A 21,218-nucleotide genomic window follows, 5' to 3' on the forward strand; every position below is an offset into this window, starting at 1 on the left:
CGCGGCGACGAGCCCCGCCCCCCGGCTCCGCGCCGCCACTCGCCGCCCCACCGCCCTCGGCCTCCACCTGCGGGCTGCGGGACTCGCCCCCTACCGAAGCCCCGCCCCGGCCGCCCGCAGCGCCTCCACCGCCGCCCTGATCGACGGCCGCCGGTCCGCGTCCGCGCGCCACACCACGTACACATGGCGCCGCACCCGCTGCCGCACCGGGACCATGCGCACCCCGGCGGGCATCGGGTCCCGGCCCAACCGCGGGGCCACGCAGACGCCGAGGCCCGCCGCGACCAGCGCGAGCTGGGTGTGGTGCTCCTCGGCACGGTGTGCGACGCGCGGCTCGATGCCCTTGTCGCGCAGCGTGAACATCAGCCACTCGTGGCAGAACTCGCCCTCCCCCCAGGTGATCCACTCGTCGTCCGCGAAGTCCTCCAGGTCCACTTCGGCGCGGTCCGCGAGCGGATGCGCGGCGGGCATCGCGACATCGGCGGGGTCGTCGAGCAGGGGCGCTTTGGCCAGGACGTCCGGGATCGGCAGCGGCTTGTTGTACCAGTCGAGGACGACCGCCAGGTCGATGTCGCCGCGCACCACGGCCGTCACCGCCGGCGCCGGCTCCAGCTCGTGGCAGCCGACCCGCAGCCCGGGGTGGTCCGCGCGGAGTGCGGAGAGCGTGGCGGGCAGCAGGCCGCGCATGGCGGTGGGGAAGGCGGAGACGCGCAGTTCACCGACGGCCTTCCCGCGCTGCTCCTCCAGGTCGGCCTGGGCCAGCTCGACCTGCGAGAGGATCCGCGCGGCGTGGTCGGCGAGCAGCCGCCCCGCGTCGGTCAGGCGCACGCCCCTGCCGTTCTTCGCGAGCAGTTGCTGGCCGACCTCCCGCTCCAGTTTCGCCATCTGTTGCGAGACCGCCGACGTCGTGACGTGCAGGCCCGCGGCAGCGCCGCTGACCGAGCCGTGCCGGGCGAGGGCGTCGAGCGTACGCAGGCGCTCCAGGTTCAACATATAAGCGATGCTACGGCGTACAGCCCAATAAAACTTGCTTGTGCTAAGAGATCATCGAGGCCCATCGTGAGACGCATGAGCACCTCGCCCTCCCCCACGGCATCCACACCGGCACCCTCCGCTGCCCCCGCCCCTTCGGCCACACGCACCGCCGCCACCCCTGTGGTCACACCTTCGGTCGCGCCCCCCACGAAGGCTCCCGGCCGCCCCGCCCTCGGCTGGCGCGTCCGCTTCGGCGTCCTCTCACTGATCTGGGGCTTCAGCTTTCTGCTGATCAAGGTGGGCACGGAAGCGTACGCCCCCTTTCAAGTCACCCTGGGGCGACTCGTGTTCGGCACGGTGGTGGTCGCCGCCGTACTCGTGGTGAAGCGGGAACGGCTGCCGCGCGGGACGCGCACCTGGCTGCACCTGACGGTGGCGGCGCTCCTGCTCAACGCCCTGCCGTTCTCCCTGTTCGCGTACGCGGAGCTGACGATCCCCTCCACCCTCGCCGGGATCTGCAACGCGACATCGCCCCTGTGGGGCATGGCCCTCTCGCTCGTCGCGCTCTCGGAGGACCGCCCGACCAGGCGCCGCGTCGCGGGCCTCGGCATCGGCTTCCTGGGGGTCCTCACGGTCCTCGGCGCCTGGCAGGGCTTCAGCGGCCTGGACTTCACGGGCACGGCGATGGCGCTGCTCGCCTCGCTCAGCTACCCGGTCGGCTGGATCTACGTCCGTCGCACCCTGGCCGGTTCCGGGCACTCGAACCTCTCCCTGACCGGAGCGCAACTGCTGCTCGCGACCGCCGAACTGGCCGTGGTGACCCCGCTGTTCACCTCGTTCCCCGACAGCTTCCCGGTCGTGCCGCTGCTGGCGATCGTGGCGCTCGGCGCCCTTGGTACGGGGCTCGCGTTCCTTCTCCAGTACTCCCTGGTTTCCGACGTCGGTCCGACCACCGCCCAGATGGTCACGTATTTCGTCCCTGTCATCGCCACGGCCGCGGGGGTCGCCGTGCTCGGTGAGTCCCTGAGCTGGTCGACGCCGGTCGGCGCGGTGATCGTGCTGGCGGGCGCGGCCCTCGCACAGTCCCGGACGCGCGTGAGGGCGGCCCGGCCCGCGGCATCCGGCCGCCCGTAGCCCCTCCCCGCGCCCGCGGCCCGCCCCGTCACCCGTAGCGCCGCGCCGGGGCGGGCCCGACGGCCGAGGCGACCGCGTCCGCCACCGGCACGATGTCCTCGTCGGCGAGCGCCGCCACGGTGATGCGCACCCCGGGCCGCGCGCTCAGCCGGAACCGCGCCCCCGGAGCGACCGCCCACCCGGCGTGCAGCAGCCGAGCCACCGCCCCGGTCTCGTCCGGAACGGGCACCCATACGTTCATGCCACTGCGCCCGTGTGCCGGTACCCCCCGCTCGGCGAGCGCCGCGATCAGCGCGTCGCGCCGTCGCCCGTAGGACGCCGCCACGACAGCCGGATCGACCGCGCCGTCGGCCCAGAGCCGAACCACAGCACGCTGGAGCACCCGGCTCACCCAGCCGGGACCGAGCCGCTGCCGCCCTTGGACCCGGTCGACGGTGACGGGGTCGCCCGTGAGGACGGCGAGGCGCAGGTCGGGGCCGTACGCCTTGGCGGTCGAACGCACCAGCGCCCAGCTGCGGGTCGCCCCGGCGAGCGGGTGCAGCGGCACGTCGACGAAGCCGTGGCCGTGGTCGTCCTCGATGAGCAGCGCCTCCTTGTGCGCCGCGAGCGCTTTCCGCAGGGCACGCGCGCGTGGAGCGCTGATGGCGGCACCCGTGGGGTTCTGCGCGCGGTCCGTCACGATGACCGCGCGGGCACCGCCCGACAGGGCGCGCTCCACATCGGCGGGCAGCGGCCCCTCGTCGTCCAGGCCCACCGGGACCGCGCGCAGCCCGAGAGCGGAGACGAGGTCGAGCAGGCTGCCCCACCCCGGGTCCTCGACAGCCACTGCGTCGCCGGGCTTGAGGTGCGCGGCGAGCACTCTCTCGATGGCGTCGAGCGAACCGGAGCTGACGGCGACTGGTCCGTCCGGGACCCCGTCCGCGTCGAACGCCACGCGCGCGTGGCCTTCGAGTTCCGGGTCGACGGCCACTTCTCCATAGAGGACCGGCGCCTCGTCGCCCTGGGCCGCGGCCGCCGCGAACGCCCCGGCCAGCGGGGGCAGCAGCCGAGGATCGGGGTTGCCCTGGGAGACGTTCCGCACCCCGGGCGGCGCGTCCGCGCGGATCAGCTCGCGGGCGGTCGTGGCGGGCTTCGGCCGTACGCGGCTGCCGCGCCGCCCCGCGGTCTCGATCACCCCGCGCTCGCGCAGCGTGCGATAGGCGGCCGCCACCGTATTGGGATTCACGCCCAGGCTGGCCGCCAACTCCCGCATCGAAGGAAGGAGTTGACCCGGCTCCAGGCCTCCGTCCCCCACCGCGCGCTCCACGCTGGCCGCGATATCGGCTGCGCGTCTACCTTCGATCCGATACTCTCCTAGCACAAAACAGATTATGCACTAGTGCAATCCCGTCGACAAATGCACGGCGACGGCACATGCACAGCAAGGACAGGGAGAGGCCATGCAGACGACGCCGACCACCACCGACACCGCTTCACCGGGCAGCGCCGCCTACGCACCGACCGACCGCACCGTTCCCACCCGCGCGCGGGAGCGCGCTTCGTACGACCGCGAGTCCGTGCACGCGATACTCGACGAGGCCTACGTCTGCCATCTCGGTTTCATACGGGACGGCTCCCCTGTGGTGCTGCCGACGCTCTACGGCCGCGTGGGTGAACGCCTGTACGTGCACGGCTCCACGGGCTCCCGGCCCCTGCGCATGGCGGGCACCCCCCAGGAGGGGCAGGAGGACCCGGGGCTCCAGGTGTGCCTGACCGTCACCCATGTCGACGGCCTCGTCCTGGCCCGCTCCGCCTTCCACCACTCGCTCAACTACCGCTCGGTGATGATCCACGGCATTGCCCGCCAGGTCACGGACCCCGAGGAGAAGCGGACCGCCCTGGACGCGCTCGTCGACCACGTCGTGCCGGGCCGCTCCACCGACTCGCGTCCCGCCAACGCCAAGGAGCTGGCCGCGACCGCCGTGCTCAGCCTCGACCTCAACGAGGTGTCGGCGAAGGCCCGCACCGGCGCCCCGAACGACGAGCCGGAGGACATGGACCTCCCCTACTGGTCGGGCGTGGTCCCGCTGCGCAAGGGATACGACGCCCTGGTCCCCTCCCCCGACCTCGCGCCCGGCATCGAGGTCCCCGACTACCTCGCCGAGCGCTGACGCCGACCCATCCAGCCGGCCCACGCAGCTGACCCGCCCAGTTGCCCACCCAGCTGACCCACCCCTGGGACGCCACGCGGGGCGGGCGCGCGACGCCGCACACCCGCCCCGCAACTCCCGGTACTGGTATCGGGACCGGTACCAGTACGAGCACTCACCCGGCGACAGCTACACCGGCGCCGCCTCCCTGCGCGCCGCCACCACGCCCCGCGCCTCCGCGACCGCGAGTCCCGTCACCGCGGCCAGCATCAGTACCGTGCCCGCGACCGTCGCCACGGTGAGCGCCTCGCCGAGCAGGCCGACCGCGATGACGGCGGCGCTGACCGGTTCCAGGAGCGTGATCACGGAAACGGTCGCGGACCGCACGACGGCCGCGCCGGCGAAGTACAGGGTGTACGCGACCGCGGTCGGCACGGCCGCTATGTAGAGCAGGTAGACGCCCACGCGCGCGGGTTCGACGGTGTGCGGCACCAGTCCCTCCGCACCGGCGAGCGGCAGCAGGCAGAGCGCGACGACGGCGAACGACCAGACCGTGGTGTCGGCCGAGTCGGCGCCGCCGTCCCGTCCCCACCGCCGGGTGAGCAGCGTCATCGCGGCGTACGCGGCGGCGGAGACGAGCCCCCAGAGGACGCCCGCCGGCCGCACGGTGGCGCCACCGTGACCGCCACCGCCACCACCATCGCCACCGAGGACGAGCACCACGAGTCCGGCCAGGGCGCCCACGACGGCGACGACCCCGCCGCGCCCGAGCCGCTCCCCGAGGGTGAGCCGCGCCCCGAGGGCGATGAGGACGGGCCCGGCGCCCATGGTGACGACGGTGCCCACCGCGAGGCCGGTCGCCTCGACGGAGGCGAAGTAGGCGGTCTGGAACACCGAGAGGGCCACGCCCGTCACGACGATCCGCCGGACCCGGCGGACCCTGTGAGCCCTGCGGACCCCGCGAGTCCTGTCGGCCCCGCGAACCCGGCTGCCCCGGCGGTCTGCGCCACCCGACTGCGCGGGATGCGACCCGTAGGGCTTCGACCGGCGCGGCCGCACCAGGCGCACGACGAGCAGCAGCACGAAACCGCCCGCGCACCGCCAGAAGGAGAGACTGACCGGCCCCATGTCGCTGGCCTGGAAGACCAGCGCGGCGGCGGCACCCGCGGTGCCCCAGGCGATTCCGGCGACGATCAAATAGAAGAGGCCTCGCCCGACGGGCAGGCCGAGTACGGCATTCGACACGTGAGTTCTCCGCAGCAGAGAGGGATGTTCTGACTCCGTCTGCGGGCAGCACCGTTCCGCCCGGCCACCGGCCCGGGCGTGATCCGAGAGCGCCCCGCGCTAGGCGGGGGGCGGAAGAACGAGTGCTCGTGGCTTCATGATCGGCACACTAGGCCGCGCTGCCGCTGCGCGACAACTCCGTTTCCGAATCCGGGACACCGGCCTTCACGGCCCGCTCGGCGGGCGCGGAGGACTGGGCGATGAACGCGCCCGCGAGGACGACCGCGCCCCCGATGATCTGCGGCGCGGAGAGGTGCTCGCCGAGGATCACCCAGGCCAGGGCGGTCGCGATGACGGCCTCGAGACAGGCCACGACGCCGGCGACCGGGGGCGAGAGTCTGCGTACCGACAGCACCCCGGTGACGTACGCGACGACCGTGGCGACCAGCACGATCCACCCCAGCAGGATCCAGGCGGGCACGGTCGAGCCGTTCAGGTCCGCCCCGCCCGCGAGCACCGACCAGTCCATGCCCCACGGGCGCGCGACGAGGCTCAGCACGGCGGTGCCGACGAGCAGGCCGTACGCGATGACACCGAGGGGGTGGGGCGCGTCGGCACCCGCGTCGCTGCCCTGGTCGGACAGGACGAAGTAGCCGACCTGACAGCACGCCGCGCCGAGGGCGAGCAAGAGGCCGACGGCGTCGAAGCTCAGCCCGGCCCAGACCTCGACGACGCAGGCGAGCCCGCCGACGGCGAGCACCACGCCGAGCGCGGCCGCACGCGTCACCGACCGCCGCTGCACGAAGCGCACCCAGCCGAGGACCAGCGCGGGAGCGAGGTACTCGACGAGGAGCGCGACGCCGACGGGGATGCGGGAGAGCGCGGCGAAGTAACAGGCCTGGACGCCCGCCACGGCGAGCAGGCCGAAACCGGCGAGAAGCGCCGGCCTGCTCCGCGGCAGACTGCGGTGCCGCCAGGCCACGGGCAGCATCACCAGCGCGGCGCCCGCCACCCTGAGCCACACCACGTGCAGGGGGTCGAGGCCCGCTTCGATCAGCGGTTTCGCCGCGACGCCGGAACCGCCGAAGGCGACCGCCGACAGCAGGGCGAGCCCCAGCCCGAGGCCTCGGCCCCGGTGCTCCTGGCTTCTGCGACCTGTCTGGCCTGCCTGGCCTGCCCGGCCTTCCTGAATCCCCTGAGACGCATGCACCGGCACATCATGGCAGGCCGCGTAATGACCGTCACCCCACTTGACGCCTGTCTCAATCGGCGGACGCCATACGGACTTCGGGCCGTTCCGGGGGGCGTTTCGTACGCCCTACCGGCGCCGGTCAGCCCACCGAGCCGTGCCCGCCCGCGAAACGGTGGCCTCCGGAGACGTACTGCCGGCAGCCGGCCTCCACGCGGCGCAGCAGCACCTCGACGTCGACACCGGCCCGCCCCAGGACCTCGACCGCCCGGCACTCGGGGTCGGCGGTGAGACCGGCGAGCAGGTCCATGCCGAGGGCCCGCGGGTCCCCGCGTACCTCGGCACGCTCCAGTGCCACGTCCATCGCCGAGACGGCCGCGGGCGACCAGCCCGTCTCCTTGTGGGACGTCACCACCGGCACGGCCCCGGAGTCCTCGACGGTGCCCCGCCACTGGAGGCCGTACCCGATGCTGCGCTGTACGAGGTAGCCGAGGAGGCGCACCACCTGCGCGCCGTTCTCGAAGACGGCGCGGACCTCGGGGTCGGTCTCCAGGAGGGAGTGCAGCAGATGAGCGGTGTCGATCTGCCGGTCGCCGTCCCGCACGGCCCGGCGGCGCGCGCCGGCCACGACCGATGCCAGCTCGGCGCTGAGTCGGGAGTCGAGTTCTGCTCGGATGGGGTCGGGCTCGGCGCCCGGCGAGGTACGGCTTTGCACACTCCCACCCCATCAACCCCCGGTGGCATATGCATCGGCGGCGGGAAGCATCTTCCCGTCCGACACAGGTTGGGCATGCCTGCGGTGGTTGTCCTCCTTACGGATGAGATCCACCCGGACCGTCCCGGGCGGCGCGCGCCGCCTTGCCACCGGGCTTGCTTCCCGGCTTCCTTCCGGGCGCGCGCCGCCCCGCTCCGCGTCCGGAGGGCAACCACAGCACGGTCTCGGGCGTCTCACTTGCATGGAGAGCAGGTTCTGGATGGTCGCCCTGCCGGCGGTCGACGGCAGGCAGTACGTGTACCGGGTGTACGCACCCGACGACGCAGTGCCCGCCGACCTGTTCTGGGACGCCTGGCACTGTCATGACGAGAGCCCGTTCCCCAGGGCCTCCGATCTCTTCGACGCGGCGGTGATACGACGGGTGGGCTGACCGGGGCCCGTGCTCACGCCCGTCGCGTGCCGATGACGACGGTGGCGTACAGCTCCTCGTCCTCCACGACCCGCGCCACCAGTCCGGCCCGCTCGACGGCGGTGACGGCGGCGGGCACCTGCGCCTCGCTCGTCTCGAACAGCAGATGGCCGTCGGCCGCCAGCCACCGCGGGGCCTCCGCGGTCACCCGGCGCAGTACGTCGAGCCCGTCGCTGCCGCCGTCGAGCGCCACCCGCGCCTCGTGGACGCGGGCCTCGGCGGGCAGCAGGCCGACCTCGCCGGTGGGGACGTAGGGGACGTTGGCGAGCAGGACGCCGACGCGGCCCCTGAGGGTGCGGGGCAGCGGGTCATAGAGGTCACCTTCATAGACCTCGCCCCCGACGGCGACGACATTGCGGCGGGCGCAGCGGACCGCGGCGGGGTCGATGTCGGCGGCGTGCAGTTCGACCCGGTCGAGGCCCGCGGCGAGCGCGGCGCCGAGGGCACCGGACCCGCAGCACAGGTCGACGACGACGGCCTCGCGCCCGGCGAGCGCGGCGGCCTGGGCGACGAGGAACTCGGTCCGGCGGCGCGGCACGAAGACCCCCGGGTCGACGGCGATCCGAAGCCCGCTGAACTCGGCCCAGCCGACGACGTGTTCGAGGGGCAGCCCACCGGCCCGGCGCTCCACCATGGAGCGGACCTCGGCGGGGTTGCGCGCGGCGGAGAGGATCAACTCCGCCTCGTCCTCGGCGAAGACGCACCCCGCGGCGCGCAGCGCCGTGACCACGGCGGCGGGGTCCGCGGGCGACAGGCGCGAGGGGGAGGTCTGCGAAGAGGAGGGCGACTGCGAGGTGGAGAAAGACGAAACCGACATAAGAAAAACCTTCCGGGATCCCGATGGGGCTCCCTCGGATCACCTATGCCGGGCGAACCGCGCGGTCGCGAGGAGGAAGCACCCGACCTGCTACTGCGGTAATGGGTCTCACCTCCAAGGCGTGTCCCCTGCGTCCGTCACAGGGCAGGAGAACAGTACCCCACCCCCGTCGAGGTTGGCGTAGTCCGGCCGCTCCACCAGGCCTGACGGTTCATCCAGCAGAGCTGACGGTTCATCAGTATTGAATGTTCAGGACCCTGCGGCTACGTTCCGCGCCACCGTAGCTGCGGCTGCCGCAGCGCCCGACGAGAAGGGGTGGCCGCATGGCCGAAGTCAGCGCGGAGGCACGGATGGAGGCACCCGCGGAGAAGGTCTGGGCCCAGCTCACCGACTTCTCCACGTACGGCGAGTGGAACGCCACCCACACCAGCTTCCCCGAGGGCGCCCCGGCGACCCTGGGGACCGGTGACACCTTCCTGGAGAACATGAAGTTGATGGGCTTCCCTGCCGAGGTCGACTGGGCCGTCGAAGAACTCGTCCACGCCCGCACCCTGGCCATCGCGGGAAAGGGCCCGATGGGCGTCCACGTGGCGACCCGCTACACCGTGACTCCCGACGGCACCGGCACGCTGGTCCGCATCGACGGGGAGTTCACCGGCGCGGCCGTCTCCCTGATGGCGGGCAAGCTGAAGGACTCGGCGACGGCAGCCCTCAACGAGTCACTGCGCAAGCTGACCGCCCTGGTGTCCTGAAGCGCGCGGGCTCCCGCACACGAACGAGGCGCCCCGCACACACAGTGCGGGGCGCCTCATCGGTGACGGGGGCCGTGGCCCCCGGCCGCCTCAGTCCTCATCGGCGAGGATCAGATACAGCTTCTTGCGGGCGTCGTTGATGACGGAGACCGCCTTCTCGCGCTGCTCCTTGCTGCCGGTCTTCCAGACCTGGCCGAACGCCTCCATCAGGCCGAAGCCGGCCTGCCGGATCTCGTTCAGCGTCTCCCAGTCGACCCCGCGCCCAGCCTCTTCCCAAGGGGCTTCGGGCCCTTCACCGGCCGCTTCACGACCGGCGTCGGTGAGCGAGAAGAGCTTCTTGCCGCCCTCGCTGGCGCTGCTGATCAGCCCCTCGTCCTCCAGGAGCTGGAGGGTCGGGTACACCGAGCCGGGGCTGGGCTTCCACGCCCCGCCGCTGCGCTCGGCGATCTCCTGGATCATCTCGTAGCCGTGCATGGGGCGGTCCTTGAGAAGGGCCAGGATCGACGCGCGTACGTCACCACGCCGCGCCCTGCCCCGCGGGCCACCCCGCCCGCCGCGACCACCCCAGGGGCCACCGGGCCCACCGGGGCCTCCGAAGCCGGGACCGAACGGGCCGAACGCGCCGCGCCGCCCCTCGAATCCGCCGAGGCCTTCCCGTCCCTGACGGCCGCCGCGACGGCCACCTCCGTGCTCGTGTTCAAAACCGTGGGAACGCATAGCGATCACTCCTTGTGCCGTTCGTCGAATCGCTCATCGAGTCGTTCATAGAAACGATCATCGATCAATCGCGTATCGATCGCGATGCGTCAACGATATATCGGAACAGTTCGCCTGGCAAGAGGAAGGCCACCAGCCAGTCCAGCTCCCTCGGATTGGCCTTACCGCGACCGCTCCGCGGCGCTCTACCGTCGGCGGTATGCCGACTTCCCACCGCATCCGCGTCGTCGACGCCTTCACCGACCGCCCCTTCGCCGGCAACCCGGCGGGGGTCCTGCTCCTGGACGCCTTCCCCGACGACACCTGGCTCCAGCACGTGGCCAGGGAGGTCAACCACGCCGAGACGGCATTCGCCCATCGCCTCCCCGAGGGCGGCGAGGCGGACTGGGCGCTGCGCTGGTTCACCCCCACCACCGAGGTCGACCTCTGCGGCCACGCCACTTTGGCCACCGCACACGTCCTGCACACCACCGGCGCCGCCACCGGCCCCGTCCGCTTCGCCACGCGCGGCGGCATCCTCACGGCGACCGCGCACGAGGACGGCACCCTCACCCTCGACTTCCCGACCGCCCCGTCCACCGTGACCGACATCCCCGACGGCCTCACCGAAGCCCTGGGCGCCCAGCCGCTCGCCGCGTACCGCACCGGCGGGCACGTCGGCGACCTGCTGGTCGAGTTCACCGACGAGAAGACGGTGCGGGCGCTGGCCCCCGACCACAAGGCGCTCGTCCCGCACGCCCGGCGCGGCGTCATCGCCACAGCCGTCGCCGAAGGCCCCTCGCGCGGCTACGACTTCGTCTCGCGCTGCTTCTTCCCCGGCCTCGGCATCGACGAGGACCCCGTGACGGGCAGCGCGCACACGGCTCTCGCCCCCTTCTGGTCCGAGCGCCTCGGCCGAACCGGGCTGACGGGACTTCAGGCCTCGGCCCGCACCGGCCTGGTCCGCACCGAGCTGCGCGGCGACCGCACCCTCCTCACGGGCCGCGCGGTCACGGTCATCGAGGGCGAGCTGTCCGCCTGACGGCGCGCCCCTTCCCGTACAGCGCTGTGGGGACGTACGAGAAATCCGTACGTCCCCACAGCACCACCGCGCACACCTAAGGCGTAGGCAGCCACCCCACCTTGCCCGCGAGCAGCGCGTACCCGACGAACGCCCCGATATCCAGCAGCGAGTGGGCCACGACCAGCGGCCCCACCCGCCCCCACCTGCGGTAGAGCAGAACGAACACCACGCCCATCGCCACGTTCCCGAGGAAACCGCCGATGCCCTGATACAGGTGGTACGAGCCGCGCAGCACGGAACCGCCCACCAGCGCGGCCATCGGCGTCCACCCCAACTGCCCGAGCCTGCGCAGCAGATAGCCGACGACGATCACTTCCTCCAGAACCGCGTTCTGCACCGCGGACAGCACGAGGACCGGGTACTTCCACCACACGTCGGGCAGCGCCTCCGGCACCACAGTGAGATTGAAGCCGAGCCCGCGGGCGGCGAGGTAGAAGGCGATCCCCGTGCTGCCGATCACCACGGCGATCACCGTGCCGCGCCCCAGATCGAACCACGGGCGCGTCCGGTCGAAACCGATCGCCCGAAATCCCGCCCCCTCCCTCAGCAGGAGGTGCGCGACGAGCGCGACCGGCACCAGCGCGCTCGCGATTCCGAACAGCTGCCACGCGAGATCGAGCCACGGCCGTCCCGGCGCCGCCGACGCGTTCATCGTGGCCGCCTGGTCCTTCAGACCGCCCGGTCTGGTGACCGAGCCGACAAAGCTGATCAGCGCGGACACGCCGCTCGCCCCGAGTGAGAGAGCCAGGACGAGCAACGTCTCGTCCCGCAGGGTCCGCCGCGATGACCCATCCGCTGGAAAAGAACCGGCCATGGGCCCCGGCTCCGCTTGCACTGACGCCTCCAGTTGAGTAATCCCGCCTCATCCCCACGCTCGCCCCGCTAGGGTCTCGAAAGAACTTACGAAAATCGTGCGCGACAGGCCGAGGGGGAAGGCCGCCGATCCCGGGCGTACCGCCCCTTCTTTCCTTGCTTCATCACTCAAGGAGGGGCACCACCGCCATGGGACGTCACAGCTTGCCCGATGAGCGCGGGACGGATGTGCCCGACCCCCGCCCTCGCGCCCGTGGCCGCACGGTCGCCCTCACCACGGCTCTCGTTCTCGTGGTCGCGGGGGGCGCGGCGGCAGCGGTCGGCGGCGGGGTGCTCTCCTTCGGCGGTTCGTGCGAAGACGACGCCGTGCGCCTGGACGTCGTCGCCGCACCCGATGTGACGCCCGCGCTGCGCGCCGCCGCCGACCACGCCCGGGAGAAGGAGGTCACCTCGGACGGCCACTGCATCGACGTACACGTCACCGCGCGCGACTCGTACAAGGTGGCCGACGAACTCCGGGCCGGCAAGGGCGATCCGGAGTACGACGTGTGGGTCCCGGACTCGGACCTGTGGGTGCGGCGCGTCGGCCTCGGCACCGAGCGGACGAAGGTCTCCCCCGCGGGCAACATCGCCTCGTCACCTGTCGGCATCGCCGTGCTGCCGTCCGCCGCCAAGTCCCTGGGCTGGCCCAAGAAGACCTACGACTGGCAGCAGTTGGCCACCGCCACCCTGAAGGGCGACCAAGTGCGCCTGGGCGCCGCCGACCCGGCGCGCAGCGCGACGGGCCTGCTCGCCCTCGCCAAGCTCGGCGCGTCCGCGAGGAAGCAGGGCGGCGAGGAGGGCGACACGCGAACAGCAGCCCTGGCCAAGGCACTGTCCACGCGCACCACCGACACCGACGGCCGGCTCCTGGACACCCTTGCCCGCGACGGATCCGCCGCCGAACAGGGCGGACCCCGCCGCAACGAGGCGCTGATCCTCTCCGAACAGGCGGCGTTCGAGCACAACGCCTCGGCGGCCCGCAAGAACAGCCTCGGCCTGTTCTACCCCAAGGACGGCTCGCCCCGGCTCGACTACCCGTACACGCTGGTCGCCGACGACGAGATGTCCACCGACACCAGCCGCGCGGCGCTGCGCTTCATGGCGATGGTCAGCGACGAGGACGGCCGGAAGATCCTCGCGGAGCGCGGTTTCAGAACCGATCCCGACCGGCCCTCCGCCCGGCTCCTCACCGCCGCGGGCGCCCGCTCCCCGCAGCCGTACGCGCGCGAGGCCTCCGAGCCGCCCTCCGACAAGGAGGTCCAGGAGATCCTCGGCATGTGGACGATCACGGTGCAGAGCGCCCGGCTCAGCACGGTCGTCGACGCGTCGGAGTCCATGAGCCAACTGGTCCCGGGCCGCGCCCAGTCCCGTATGGAGGTCACCAAGTCGTCCCTGGCGCGGGCCCTAGAGGGCTTCACGGACGAGGACGAGATCGGCCTGTGGGAGTTCGCCACCCGCCTCGACGGCGCGCGTGACTACCGCGAGCTGGAACCGACCGAGCGGCTCGGGGAGCACAGGGGCGGTGCCACCCACCGCGACAGGCTGACGAAGGCCTTCAGGGCTCTGCAACCCGTGCCCGGCGGCGCCACCGGCCTGTACGACACCACGCTCGCCGCCTATAAGGAAGCCCGGTCGACGTACGTGAGCGGCAAGTTCAACGCCCTCGTGATCCTGACCGACGGCGCGAACCAGGACCCGGCCGGCATCTCGCGCAGCTCCCTCATCGCACAGCTGAAGGAGCTGTCCGAACCCGAGCGGCCGCTGCCGGTCATCGCGATCGCCGTCGGCCCCGACGCGGACAAGGACGAGGTCCAGCAGATCGCCGCGGCCACCGGAGGCTCCGGCCACCAGGTCGACGACCCGGCGCAGATCCACGCGGTCATCCTGGAGGCCATCATGAAGGCGGGCAGCAACCGGCCCTGACCTCGTCGACGCGCCGCCGCGCCACCCTCAGCCCATCGGCACCGCCGGTTCGCGCAGCCCCACCGGCCAGGTGTGCACCGGCTCGCCCTCGTGCATCAGCTCGCAGTACCGCTTGGTGGTCGCGGCCAGCGCCGCCTCCCTGCCGAGCCCGCTCTCCAGGGCCCGGTGGTACGTCGCCGCCTGCCATGACGCGCCGTTGACGCGCAGCCGGCACCGCTTCTCGATCACCCCGAGGTACAGGTCCCTGTCGGCGGGCTCCACGCCCCACGCGTCGAGCCCGGCGGCCGCCAGCGGCAGCAGCTCATCGCGTACGAGGTCGACGGCTGGCACCTCGACGGTGCCGCCGAGCCTGCCACGCCGCGGCCACCGCAGCCTGGCGTCGATGCCGTGGCGGCACGCGACGTCGAAGTTCTGGGCGGCGGCCTCGAAGGGCAGCCGGGTCCACACGGGCCTGGCCTCCTCGGCGAGCGCCCGCACCAGCCCGTAGTAGAACGCCACGTTGGCGATGACATCGGTGACGGTGGGGCCCGCGGGCAGCACGCGGTTCTCGACCCTCAGATGCGGGACGCCGTCGGCGATGCCGTACACCGGGCGGTTCCAGCGGTACACGGTGCCGTTGTGCAGGACGAGTTCGCCGAGCCTCGGCACCCCGCCCGCGTCGAGGACGCCCAGCGGGTCCTCGGCGTCCATCAGCGGCAGCAGCGCGGGGAAGTACCGCAGATTCTCCTCGAACAGCTCCAGCGGCCCGGTGATCCACCGCTCCCCGAACCAGGTCCGCGGCCGCACCCCCTGGACCTGTAGCTCGGGCGGGCGCGTGTCGGTGGACTGCAGGAACAACGGCGGCCGCGACTCGCGCCACAGCTCACGGCCGAACAGGAACGGCGCGTTGGCACCCACGGCGACCTGCGCCGCGGCGACGGCCTGGGCCGCGTTCCACACATCGGCGAACCGGCCCGGGGTGACCTGGAGGTGCAACTGCACGGAGGTGCAGGCCGCTTCGGGCGCTATCGACGCCGATGTGCAGGTGAGCCGCTCGACGCCTTCGATGTCGAGAGCGAAATGCTCACCGCGCGCCGCCACGATCTGCTCGTTCAGGAGGGCGTAGCGGTCCACGTCGGAGAGGTTCGCGGAGACCAGATCGGCCTTGTTCAGCGTCGGCAGAATGCCGATCATGACGATGCCCGCGTCCAGCTCGCCCGCTTTCCTGTGGGCGTAGTTGAGCCCCGTACGCACTTCTTCGGCGAGCCCGTCGAGGACGCGTCCGCCGAGCCGGTGCGGGGCAATGTTCACTTCCAGGTTGAACATTCCGAGTTCCGTCTGGAAATCCCGGCTCGCGATGCGCTCGAGAACCTGCGCATTCAACATTCTCGGCAGCCCGTCGGGCCCGGCGAGATTCAGCTCGATCTCCATGCCCATCAGATTCCTCGGGCGATCGAACCGCTCCTCCTCCAACAGCCGCTCCAGCCCCGTGAGGCACGCGCGGAGCTTCCTGCGGTACTGGTTCCGATCGGACAGGTCGAACGCGCCTGCCACGACCTTCTCCCCCATCGGAGTGTCCCTCCTCGAATGGGCAGCCAAGGACCCGGCCGCTGTGTACGGGGGATGATGCCCAGGCAATGTGATCGATAACGCCCCGCGCGGAACCGCCGGGCGGTAGGCTCGACGCGGATGGCACACGGCACATTCGCCGGGCATGCGGCACAGTGAAGATTCCCTTCCGAAGAGCCTGGTCAAAAGAGCCGACGGGAATCGGCCGACCGCTCACCTCGTGAAATGCGAGGTCACGGAAGTAGCACCCACGGGAAACCTGGATAAATCCCTCACGAGGACGTCCTGATAAGCCCTTGACCGCAATATCGACCACGCCTAGAGGAAACACCGTTCGAACACGGCTCGTATAAACTCCGCAATCTAGGCAGAGAGTTGGCGCTCGCGGTCCCCCGGCCCCCGCCCCTCTGACCCAGAGCCTGACAGCGCCGTCACGCACCTGCCCCCGCTCCACCGTGCCTGTCGAACGAGAGAGGCGACCCACCATGCCGCTCCATGTCCTCCCGGCCCCCGCGCCCGCCCTGCGCAGCGTCCTCACGGCACTCGGTTCCCCCACCGCCGTACGCGAGGCCCGCACCCCGGCACTCCGTGCCGCCCAGGGTTCCGTCAGTCCCGAACTCCCGCTTCCCGTCCATGTGCTGGACCGCATCACCCCCGAAGGCACCTCCCCCACCCGCCTCGCGGGCTGGCGCTTCATGATGCGCTGCGGAGAGCGCGCCCTCGCCGCGGCCGACACGATGCTCACCCCCGACGGCTGGGCCTTCTCGCACTTCTTCGAGGGCCCCTACATCGCCTCCACCGAACGGGCCCTGCGGCACGCCGAGGCCATGCCGATGCCCTGCCAGCCCCGGCTGCTCTCCGTACCCGAGCTGTACATGCTCACCCTCTGGCTGCACCGCGACTGCACGGACGACGGCGCCGAGGCCCCGCTCGCCGCCACCGACCTGCTCGTGCCCCTCGCCCCGGCCCCGCCCGGCATCGCGGCCCACCGCCCGCACCGCGTCGCCGAGTTGCTGCCGGTCCTCACCCACCGCCTGACACCCGCGCCGCTGCTGGGCTCACCCGCCTGACGTCACCACGCCCCTCTCGTCGCACGTGCCCCGCCGCCCCTGGCCGCGGGGCACGGCGCTGCCCCCACCCATGTGGGCTAGTCCACTTGGGCCACCTCGAACCACCCGAAGAGACAACGGAGTTGGGCTGAACCGTCCGGGCGGGTGATACGTCATTAAGCAATAGGAACCGCTGCCGCAAAATCCCTGCGGATTGACGTCCGTAGGGCAACACTGGGAGCGGACCGACTACAAACGGGGGGGCGGTCATGAACACCGCATCGAGCCGCAGGACAGACGTCACAGCCACTTCATCGCAGCGAAAGAACCCTTCCATGTGCCAGCACCAACCACCGTGCCCGACAGCCGACTCCGCCGACCGGGAAGCCGCGCTCCTCATGGCGAGCCACCCGGAGCAGGGCTGGAGCCTGCTGTGCAACGGCGTCCTGCTCTTCGAGGACACCGGTGAGCTGCTGCCGGACGGCCAGATCATCGCCCCGCACCGACCGCTGGGCACCGACCAGATCATGACTGCCGCCTGAACCAACTGTCGACCTGATTGACCTGATCGACAAAGAGAATCGACAAAGAGAGGGGCCGGCCCGGAGAGGACTCTCCGAACCGGCCCCGACGCATGCCCGTGGCTCACGGGCGCCGCCGTCAGTCCTCGTATGCATCCAGCGGCGGGCACGAGCAGACCAGGTTCCGGTCGCCGTACGCCTGGTCGATGCGGCGGACCGGCGGCCAGTACTTGTCCGCCGCATCGACACCCTCCGGGAAGACGGCCTCCTCGCGGCTGTAACCGTGCTCCCAGTCACCGCCCAGCGCGGTCGCGGTGTGCGGCGCGTTCCGCAGCGGGTTGTCGTCGGCGGCCCACTCGCCGGAGCCGACCTTCTCGATCTCCTGACGTATGGCGATCATCGCGTCACAGAACCGGTCGATCTCGACCAGGTCCTCGCTCTCCGTCGGCTCGATCATCAGCGTCCCCGCCACCGGGAACGACATGGTCGGCGCGTGGAAGCCGTAGTCGATGAGCCGCTTGGCGATGTCGTCGACGCTGACACCGGTCGCCTTGCTGATCGGCCGCAGATCGACGATGCACTCGTGCGCGACGAGCCCGGCCGGCCCGGTGTAGAGCACCGGGTAGTGCGGCTCCAGGCGCTTGGCGATGTAGTTGGCCGAGAGCACCGCGACCTGCGTGGCCCGCTTGAGGCCCTCGCCGCCCATCAGACGTACGTACGACCACGAGATCGGCAGGATCCCGGCGGAACCCCACGGCGCGGCGGAGATCGGACCCACTCCGCTCGCGGGGCCCGCGGCGGGCTGCAACGGGTGGTTGGGCAGATAGGGCGCGAGGTGCTCGCGCACTCCGACCGGGCCGACGCCGGGGCCGCCGCCGCCGTGCGGGATGCAGAAGGTCTTGTGCAGGTTCAGGTGCGAGACGTCGCCGCCGAAGTGCCCCGGCTTGGCGAGCCCCACCAGTGCGTTGAGGTTGGCCCCGTCGACGTACACCTGGCCGCCGGCCTCGTGCACCGACGCGCAGATGTCGGCGACGTGCTCCTCGAAGACACCGTGCGTGGAGGGGTACGTGATCATGAGCACCGCCAGCTCGTCGCGGTGCTTCTCGATCTTGGCCCGCAGGTCCTCGACGTCGATCTCACCGTCGTCGGCGGTCTTCACGACGACGACCTTCATGCCGGCCATGACGGCGCTCGCGGCGTTCGTACCGTGCGCGGAGGACGGGATGAGGCAGACGGTGCGCTGCTCGTCGCCGTTGGCGCGGTGGTACCCGCGTACGGCGAGCAGTCCGGCCAGCTCGCCCTGCGACCCGGCGTTGGGCTGGAGGGAGACCTTGTCGTAGCCGGTGACCTCGGCCAGCCGCTCCTCCAGCTCCCTGATGAGGGTGAGGTACCCCTGCGCCTGCCGGGCGGGCGCGAAGGGATGCAGCTGCCCGAACTCGGGCCAGGTGACCGGCTCCATCTCGGTGGTCGCGTTGAGCTTCATGGTGCAGGAGCCCAGCGGGATCATGCCGCGGTCGAGCGCGTAGTCACGGTCGGCCAGCTTGCGCAGGTAGCGCAGCATCGAGGTCTCGGAGCGGTACTGGTGGAAGACCGGGTGCGTGAGGTACTCGTCCGTGCGCAGCAGGTCCGCGGGCAGCGTGTCCGAGACAGCGGCGTCGAGCGCGTCGACGTCGGCCTCGACGCCGAAGGCGCCCCACACGGCGGTCAGCTGCTGGCGCGTGGTGGTCTCGTCGCAGGCGAGCGAGACGTGATCGGCGTCGATCAGGTGGATGTTGACGCCGCCTTCGCGGGCGGCCGCGACGAACTCCTCGGCCTTGCCGGGCACGCGCACGGTCAGCGTGTCGAAGTACGCGCCGTGGACGACCTCGACGCCACCGGCCGTGAGACCCGCGGCGAGCAGCGTCGCGTACCGGTGGGTGCGTCGCGCGATGGACTTGAGCCCGTCGGGGCCGTGGTAGACGGCGTACATACCGGCCATGACGGCCAGCAGCACCTGAGCGGTACAGATGTTGCTGGTGGCCTTCTCGCGGCGGATGTGCTGCTCGCGGGTCTGCAACGCCAACCGGTACGCCTTGTTGCCGTCGGCGTCGACGGAGACGCCGACGAGCCGCCCGGGCAGGCTGCGCGCGAACTTCTCGCGGACCGCCATGTAGCCGGCGTGCGGGCCGCCGAAGCCCATCGGCACGCCGAAGCGCTGCGTCGTGCCGACCGCGATGTCCGCGCCGAGCTCACCGGGCGAGGTGAGCAGCGTCAGGGCGAGCAGGTCGGCGGCGACGGTGACGACGGCGCCCAGCTCATGGGCCTGGTCGATGACCGGCTTGATGTCGCGTACGGCACCGGAGGCGCCGGGGTACTGCACCAGCACCCCCACGACACCGCGCTCGGCGACCTCAGCCGGGATGCCCTCGCTCAGGTCGGCGACGACGATCTCGACGCCGGTCGGCTCGGCGCGGGTCCGGATGACGGCGATGGTCTGCGGCAGCGCGTCGGCGTCGACGACGAAGACGCCGTCCTTGACCTTGCCCATGCGCCGCGAGAGCGCCATGGCCTCGGCGGCGGCCGTGCCCTCGTCGAGCAGCGAGGCCCCGGAAGTGGGCAGTCCGGTCAGCTCGGCGACCATGGTCTGGAAGTTCAGCAGCGCCTCGAGCCGCCCCTGGGAGATCTCGGGCTGGTACGGCGTGTACGCGGTGTACCAGGCGGGGTTCTCCATCACGTTCCGCAGGATGACCGGCGGGGTGAAGGTCCCGTAGTACCCGAGCCCGATCATGGAGTCGAGGACCTGGTTGCGGTCCGCGAGGGAGCGCAGTTCGGCGAGGACCTCGGCCTCGCTGCGCGCGCCGGGCAGGTCCAGCGCCTCGGCGTTCTTGATCACATCCGGCACCGCGGCGGACGTCAGCTCGTCCAGCGAGCCGTACCCGACCTGGGCGAGCATCTTGGCCCGCGCTTCCGCATCGGGCCCGATGTGCCGCTGCTCGAAGGGAATGCCCTGTTCGAGCTCGGAGAGCGGGATGCGATTGGTGGCAGTCATTGCGGAGGCCTCCTGGTCTGCGCGACCTACGAGGGGTACCACGGCGCGGGTACCCGGACGGCCTCCCCCTCTGTCATCTCAACCTGAGAGCTTCACCGGGGAACGCCCGCGAAGGCGCCGTCCCGGCTTTCACCGTCGGTGAGGAAGGGTTTCGAACGTGCCCGCCCGTACGCCCGCCCTGCTTTCCAGAGTGACCTCATCCGTGCGGTACGGGTGCCTGAGAGATTCCGGGGAGGATTTGCTCCTTCGGCGCCTCCGGAATCGTGACCCGGAGAGCTCTCCCGCACGGGGTCAGCAGCCAGTCGCCAGCCTACCAGCGAGGACCACGGGCGTTCCCTCGAGTGGCCGCCTGCCCCGAAGTGCTCTTACGTAGTGAGTACGAGCGGACAAAGATGAGTTATGCCCACATCCGAGACCCCGCGACCAGCTGGAGGGCCCGTGCAGACCGATATCGATCCGCGCAACCTGATCGGCCGCAAGGCGTTCGACCGGAACGGGGCCAAGATCGGCACGATCGACGAGATCTACATCGACGACGCCACCGGCGCACCGGAGTGGGCGGCCATACGGACCGGCCTGTTCAGCCGCGACGCCTTCGTCCCGCTCGAACCGAGCGAACTGGTCGACGACGGCACTCTCCACATCCCCTTCGAGCGCGCCCTGATCAAGGAGGCCCCCGACTTCGGCGTGGGCCGCCATTTGTCTCCCGCCCAGGAGCTCCAGCTCTACCACCACTACGGCCTGGACACCACGCCCCCACAGCCCCCGCCTCCCGACCACGACTTCGGCAACCTGGCAGACCGAGACCCCACCTGACCCACGCCCACCCCCGCAGCAAACCCCGGGCCCTTCATCCCGGCCCCGCACTCGCCCCCACCCACGGCGCCCAGCCGAGCAGACCCCGCGAGCCCGCCCGTCGCCCCTCAAAGCCACGCGGCACGTGTCGCCTCCGCCTCCTCTGGCGCGCCGAAACACCCCCCCCCACCGCGCCCAGCCGCCGCTGCATCAACCACCCCCATGCCCTCGCGGTCAGCCCGGCCAGCCCTCTGCACGGCCGCCCAGCGCACCCGCCCGCCCGCCGGAACCGCACGGGCCGACCCCAGCCCCTCA

At 71.6% G+C, this 21,218-nt stretch carries 19 protein-coding genes and 1 riboswitch; of the genes, 9 read left to right on the top strand and 10 right to left on the bottom strand.

Annotated features, from left to right (window positions below):
* Nucleotides 1–90: 90 nt before the first annotated feature.
* Nucleotides 91–993 (bottom strand): LysR family transcriptional regulator, encoded by a 903-nt coding sequence (locus CP975_RS04800; RefSeq protein ID WP_150476603.1) that lies wholly within the window; start codon nt 991–993, stop codon nt 91–93.
* A gap of 75 nt (nt 994–1,068) precedes the next feature.
* Between CP975_RS04800 and CP975_RS04805 the strand changes: the two genes are divergently transcribed.
* Nucleotides 1,069–2,109: a DMT family transporter gene (locus tag CP975_RS04805; protein WP_150476604.1), complete on the top strand. Its 1,041-nt coding sequence runs from the start codon at nt 1,069–1,071 to the stop codon at nt 2,107–2,109.
* A 28-nt stretch (nt 2,110–2,137) separates the two neighbouring features.
* Here the strand turns inward: CP975_RS04805 and CP975_RS04810 are convergent, their stop codons facing one another.
* The gene (locus CP975_RS04810) at nt 2,138–3,469 is read right to left on the bottom strand and encodes an aminotransferase class I/II-fold pyridoxal phosphate-dependent enzyme (protein ID WP_055534208.1); all 1,332 of its coding nucleotides are present in this window, start codon (nt 3,467–3,469) and stop codon (nt 2,138–2,140) included.
* A gap of 79 nt (nt 3,470–3,548) precedes the next feature.
* Between CP975_RS04810 and CP975_RS04815 the strand changes: the two genes are divergently transcribed.
* Nucleotides 3,549–4,259: a pyridoxamine 5'-phosphate oxidase family protein gene (locus tag CP975_RS04815; protein WP_055534209.1), complete on the top strand. Its 711-nt coding sequence runs from the start codon at nt 3,549–3,551 to the stop codon at nt 4,257–4,259.
* A gap of 168 nt (nt 4,260–4,427) precedes the next feature.
* Here the strand turns inward: CP975_RS04815 and CP975_RS04820 are convergent, their stop codons facing one another.
* The 3 genes from CP975_RS04820 to CP975_RS04830 all read right to left on the bottom strand — a co-directional run bounded on the left by CP975_RS04820 (nt 4,428) and on the right by CP975_RS04830 (nt 7,366).
* On the bottom strand, nt 4,428–5,483 hold the full coding sequence (locus CP975_RS04820) for a DMT family transporter (RefSeq protein WP_055534211.1): 1,056 nt from the start codon (nt 5,481–5,483) through the stop codon (nt 4,428–4,430).
* A gap of 148 nt (nt 5,484–5,631) precedes the next feature.
* A complete protein-coding gene (locus CP975_RS04825; protein ID WP_055534228.1) occupies nt 5,632–6,654 on the bottom strand; it encodes an EamA family transporter in 1,023 nt (340 codons plus the stop codon).
* Nucleotides 6,655–6,793: 139 nt separating this feature from the next.
* On the bottom strand, nt 6,794–7,366 hold the full coding sequence (locus tag CP975_RS04830; RefSeq protein WP_055534213.1) for a Clp protease N-terminal domain-containing protein: 573 nt from the start codon (nt 7,364–7,366) through the stop codon (nt 6,794–6,796).
* A 241-nt stretch (nt 7,367–7,607) separates the two neighbouring features.
* Here CP975_RS04830 and CP975_RS04835 point away from each other — a divergent pair, with 241 nt between their 5' ends.
* A complete protein-coding gene (locus CP975_RS04835; protein ID WP_055534215.1) occupies nt 7,608–7,796 on the top strand; it encodes a hypothetical protein in 189 nt (62 codons plus the stop codon).
* A gap of 13 nt (nt 7,797–7,809) precedes the next feature.
* On the opposite strand, the gene CP975_RS04840 is transcribed toward CP975_RS04835, so the two are convergent.
* On the bottom strand, nt 7,810–8,652 hold the full coding sequence (locus CP975_RS04840) for a putative protein N(5)-glutamine methyltransferase (RefSeq protein WP_150476605.1): 843 nt from the start codon (nt 8,650–8,652) through the stop codon (nt 7,810–7,812).
* 323 nt (nt 8,653–8,975) lie between these two features.
* Here CP975_RS04840 and CP975_RS04845 point away from each other — a divergent pair, with 323 nt between their 5' ends.
* Nucleotides 8,976–9,404, top strand: a complete 429-nt coding sequence (locus CP975_RS04845) for a type II toxin-antitoxin system Rv0910 family toxin (protein ID WP_055534220.1) — start codon at nt 8,976–8,978, stop codon at nt 9,402–9,404.
* Between the two features lie 90 nt (nt 9,405–9,494).
* Here CP975_RS04845 and CP975_RS04850 read toward each other — a convergent pair whose 3' ends face one another.
* Nucleotides 9,495–10,121 (bottom strand): PadR family transcriptional regulator, encoded by a 627-nt coding sequence (locus CP975_RS04850; protein ID WP_150476606.1) that lies wholly within the window; start codon nt 10,119–10,121, stop codon nt 9,495–9,497.
* Between the two features lie 199 nt (nt 10,122–10,320).
* On the opposite strand from CP975_RS04850, the gene CP975_RS04855 reads away from it, so the two are divergent.
* Nucleotides 10,321–11,142 carry a PhzF family phenazine biosynthesis protein gene (locus tag CP975_RS04855; protein ID WP_055534222.1) on the top strand — a complete coding sequence of 274 codons (822 nt, stop codon included), beginning with the start codon at nt 10,321–10,323 and terminating at the stop codon, nt 11,140–11,142.
* A 76-nt stretch (nt 11,143–11,218) separates the two neighbouring features.
* Here CP975_RS04855 and CP975_RS04860 read toward each other — a convergent pair whose 3' ends face one another.
* Nucleotides 11,219–12,019: a CPBP family intramembrane glutamic endopeptidase gene (locus tag CP975_RS04860; RefSeq protein WP_055534223.1), complete on the bottom strand. Its 801-nt coding sequence runs from the start codon at nt 12,017–12,019 to the stop codon at nt 11,219–11,221.
* Between the two features lie 167 nt (nt 12,020–12,186).
* On the opposite strand from CP975_RS04860, the gene CP975_RS04865 reads away from it, so the two are divergent.
* Nucleotides 12,187–13,962, top strand: coding sequence for a substrate-binding and VWA domain-containing protein (locus CP975_RS04865; protein ID WP_055534225.1), 1,776 nt, complete (start codon nt 12,187–12,189; stop codon nt 13,960–13,962).
* Nucleotides 13,963–13,989: 27 nt separating this feature from the next.
* Here CP975_RS04865 and CP975_RS04870 read toward each other — a convergent pair whose 3' ends face one another.
* Nucleotides 13,990–15,510, bottom strand: a complete 1,521-nt coding sequence (locus tag CP975_RS04870) for a glutamate-cysteine ligase family protein (protein WP_055534226.1) — start codon at nt 15,508–15,510, stop codon at nt 13,990–13,992.
* A gap of 485 nt (nt 15,511–15,995) precedes the next feature.
* Between CP975_RS04870 and CP975_RS04875 the strand changes: the two genes are divergently transcribed.
* Both CP975_RS04875 and CP975_RS04880 read left to right on the top strand, forming a co-directional pair.
* On the top strand, nt 15,996–16,580 hold the full coding sequence (locus CP975_RS04875) for a hypothetical protein (RefSeq protein ID WP_150476607.1): 585 nt from the start codon (nt 15,996–15,998) through the stop codon (nt 16,578–16,580).
* Nucleotides 16,581–16,894: 314 nt separating this feature from the next.
* Nucleotides 16,895–17,101: a DUF5999 family protein gene (locus CP975_RS04880; RefSeq protein ID WP_030794330.1), complete on the top strand. Its 207-nt coding sequence runs from the start codon at nt 16,895–16,897 to the stop codon at nt 17,099–17,101.
* Nucleotides 17,102–17,219: 118 nt separating this feature from the next.
* On the opposite strand, the gene gcvP is transcribed toward CP975_RS04880, so the two are convergent.
* The gene (gene gcvP, locus CP975_RS04885) at nt 17,220–20,108 is read right to left on the bottom strand and encodes an aminomethyl-transferring glycine dehydrogenase (protein WP_055536189.1); all 2,889 of its coding nucleotides are present in this window, start codon (nt 20,106–20,108) and stop codon (nt 17,220–17,222) included.
* A gap of 195 nt (nt 20,109–20,303) precedes the next feature.
* Nucleotides 20,304–20,402, bottom strand: a riboswitch (glycine riboswitch).
* Nucleotides 20,403–20,546: 144 nt separating this feature from the next.
* Here gcvP and CP975_RS04890 point away from each other — a divergent pair.
* Complete coding sequence (locus tag CP975_RS04890) at nt 20,547–20,924, top strand: PRC-barrel domain-containing protein (RefSeq protein ID WP_055536190.1); 378 nt, start codon at nt 20,547–20,549, stop codon at nt 20,922–20,924.
* Nucleotides 20,925–21,218: the final 294 nt, after the last annotated feature.

The organism is Streptomyces alboniger, assembly GCF_008704395.1.
GTDB lineage: Bacteria > Actinomycetota > Actinomycetes > Streptomycetales > Streptomycetaceae > Streptomyces > Streptomyces alboniger.

Coding starts and splice junctions, on each gene's coding strand:
- CP975_RS04800 (WP_150476603.1), bottom strand. CDS start 993: ATGTTGAACCTGGAGCGCCTGCGTACGCTCGACGCCCTCGCCCGGCAC.
- CP975_RS04805 (WP_150476604.1), top strand. CDS start 1,069: ATGAGCACCTCGCCCTCCCCCACGGCATCCACACCGGCACCCTCCGCT.
- CP975_RS04815 (WP_055534209.1), top strand. CDS start 3,549: ATGCAGACGACGCCGACCACCACCGACACCGCTTCACCGGGCAGCGCC.
- CP975_RS04835 (WP_055534215.1), top strand. CDS start 7,608: ATGGAGAGCAGGTTCTGGATGGTCGCCCTGCCGGCGGTCGACGGCAGG.
- CP975_RS04840 (WP_150476605.1), bottom strand. CDS start 8,652: ATGTCGGTTTCGTCTTTCTCCACCTCGCAGTCGCCCTCCTCTTCGCAG.
- CP975_RS04845 (WP_055534220.1), top strand. CDS start 8,976: ATGGCCGAAGTCAGCGCGGAGGCACGGATGGAGGCACCCGCGGAGAAG.
- CP975_RS04850 (WP_150476606.1), bottom strand. CDS start 10,121: ATGCGTTCCCACGGTTTTGAACACGAGCACGGAGGTGGCCGTCGCGGC.
- CP975_RS04855 (WP_055534222.1), top strand. CDS start 10,321: ATGCCGACTTCCCACCGCATCCGCGTCGTCGACGCCTTCACCGACCGC.
- CP975_RS04865 (WP_055534225.1), top strand. CDS start 12,187: ATGGGACGTCACAGCTTGCCCGATGAGCGCGGGACGGATGTGCCCGAC.
- CP975_RS04870 (WP_055534226.1), bottom strand. CDS start 15,510: ATGGGGGAGAAGGTCGTGGCAGGCGCGTTCGACCTGTCCGATCGGAAC.
- CP975_RS04875 (WP_150476607.1), top strand. CDS start 15,996: ATGCCGCTCCATGTCCTCCCGGCCCCCGCGCCCGCCCTGCGCAGCGTC.
- CP975_RS04880 (WP_030794330.1), top strand. CDS start 16,895: ATGTGCCAGCACCAACCACCGTGCCCGACAGCCGACTCCGCCGACCGG.
- gcvP (WP_055536189.1), bottom strand. CDS start 20,108: ATGACTGCCACCAATCGCATCCCGCTCTCCGAGCTCGAACAGGGCATT.